2 protein-coding genes are annotated in these 2526 nt (G+C 39.2%); both read left to right on the plus strand.

The window, feature by feature from the left end; translation table 11 throughout:
* Positions 1–187: 187 nt before the first annotated feature.
* Positions 188–685: a response regulator gene (locus CALSC_RS14620; RefSeq protein ID WP_088242058.1), complete on the plus strand. Its 498-nt coding sequence runs from the start codon at positions 188–190 to the stop codon at positions 683–685.
* Positions 651–2526 (plus strand): hybrid sensor histidine kinase/response regulator (locus tag CALSC_RS14625; RefSeq protein ID WP_088242059.1); only part of this gene is annotated, 1876 nt, incomplete at its 3' end. The genes CALSC_RS14620 and CALSC_RS14625, both read left to right, overlap by 35 nt.

A 2526-nucleotide genomic window follows, 5' to 3' on the forward strand; every position in this document is an offset into this window, starting at 1 on the left:
AATAATTCAAATTCAGGGCTGTTTCTGATTCGATTGTCACAGAAAGATGATTTTTATCAATATTGAGATATTTAGGTCTTTCCAGACTCTAATTTACGTAAGCAGTATTTAGTATTATGTGTTTTGATTTTTTGCAGTTTGATAGTGAATGGAGACAAAAAAATAATTATTCAGGAAAAAATTCATTATGAAAGCGCGGCAAACTAATGTGACCATTTTAATGGCAGACGACGACGAAGATGACTGTATGCTAATTCGTGAAGCCTTAGCAGAAAACCACCTACACAATCCGATTAATATCGTCACCGATGGCGAAGAGTTAATGGATTATTTATATCACCGGGGTTCATACACTGATCCCAAAAGATCCCCAAGGCCAGGGCTAATTTTGCTAGACTTGAACATGCCTAAAAAAGATGGCAGAGAAGCACTCCAAGAAATTAAAGCCGATCCCCAACTCAGACAAATCCCTGTGGTGGTGATGACAACTTCTAAGTCCGAAGACGATATTGGTTATACCTACAGTCTAGGAGCCAACTCATTTATTATCAAACCAGTAACATTTGCTTCCTTAGTGGAGGTGATGCGGACGATTGAAAAATACTGGTTAGAAATTGTGGAATTACCTTTTAAAGCAATGGGAGACAGACATGGGGAAGAGCCAAATCAGAATCCTACTAATTGATGATGATGAGGATGACTATGTTTTAACCCGTGATTGGTGTGATGAATTTCAGGTACTGGATTGTCAATTGGAATGGGTAGATAATTATGAGGATGCAATCCAGGCAATCGCCAATCGTCAGCATGATATATATTTACTGGATTATCGTTTAGGCGATCGCAATGGTTTAGAATTATTAGCATCAGCAATTGCTGATGGCTGTTCTACTCCCATTATTGTCTTGACTGGACAGGGAGAACGGGAAATAGATATACAGGCAATGGCAGCAGGTGCTGCTGATTACCTAGAAAAAAGTTTGCTACATGGGCCTTTATTAGAACGTTCTATCCGTTATGCTTTAGAAAGAAAAAGGGCACAACAGACAATTCAATCACAAGCTGCTCTATTGGATGTAGCAACCGATGGGATTTTTGTCCAAGATTTAACAAATACCATTTTATTTTGGAACCAAGCAGCAGCCAAGTTATACGGCTGGGAGCCAGCACAAGCCATTGGCAAGAAGACATCAGAACTATGGCAAGAGGAACAAGATATTGTAGCTAAAGCACTCAGTACAGTATGTAAAAATGGTGCTTGGGAAGGGGAATTACAGCAAAAAAATAGAGATAATCAAGATATTATTGTTGAAAGTCGTTGGACATTGGTCAGTGAATTTGAACATAAAAGCCCATCCATTTTAGTTGTAAATACTGATATTACCCAAAAAAAGATGCTGGAAGAGCAATTATTGCGCTCCCAAAGATTGGAAAGTATTGGTACTCTTGCTAGTGGTATTGCTCACGACTTGAACAATGTATTTGCACCGATTCTAATGACAGCGCAACTATTAGAATCGAACATGGACACTGTTCGCCGCCAGAAACTCATACCAATCCTAATCAATAGCGCCAAGCGGGGAGCAAACTTAGTTAAACAGGTACTAGCTTTTACTAGTGGAGTAGAGTGCGATCGCACCTTACTCAAAATTGGAGACTTAATTGCCGAAATCCAGCAAGTTGTTCAAGAAACATTCCCCAAATCAATTAGAGTTATTTGCCAAATTCCCGAGAATTTATGGATGGTATTAGGGGATTCCACTCAACTACATCAGGTATTAATGAATTTATGCGTTAATGCCCGTGATGCGATGGTTGATGGCGGTACCTTAAGTATATGGGCTGACAACTTTGTAGTTGATGATAACTACGCCAAAATGCATCTAGATGCCAAACCAGGAGCCTATGTAGTGGTTACGGTTACTGATACTGGCATGGGTATTCCTCATAAGATTATAAACCGGATATTTGAACCATTTTTTACGACTAAAGAAACAGGGAAAGGAACAGGATTAGGACTTTCCACTGTATTAGGAATAATAAAAAGTCATAGTGGCTTTGTCAATGTCTATAGCGAAGTTTACAAGGGTAGTCGATTTCAAGTTTATTTACCAGCACAGCAAGTTCTAGCAACTCCAGAAAAGCCAGACTTTGATTTAGTTGATGGTGGTGGGGAGGTAATTTTAGTAGTCGATGACGAAGATTCGATCCGGGACATTACCAAAACATCCCTGGAGATACATAATTATAAAGCTCTGACTGCCTGTGACGGAGTAGAAGCGATCGCAATTTATGCAGAACACCGAGAGCAAATTTCCGTTGTATTAACAGATATGGTTATGCCCACAATGGATGGCGTAACTACCATTCGCACTTTAAAAAAAATTAACCCTGATGTCAAAATTATTGCTGTTAGTGGTTTAGCTAATGGGGATAAGCTAAATTTAATCAATCAAATGGGTGTCCAAGCTTTTTTGCCTAAACCCTATACTGCCACAGAATTGTTGCAGACTATTGGTACAGTTA

The sequence above is a fragment of the Calothrix rhizosoleniae SC01 genome, assembly GCF_900185595.1.
GTDB classification, from domain to species: Bacteria; Cyanobacteriota; Cyanobacteriia; order Cyanobacteriales; family Nostocaceae; genus Calothrix_A; species Calothrix_A rhizosoleniae.

Bases quoted from the DNA above. Each gene is read 5' to 3' on its own strand.
- CALSC_RS14620 (WP_088242058.1), top strand. From the start codon at position 188: ATGAAAGCGCGGCAAACTAATGTGACCATTTTAATGGCAGACGACGAC.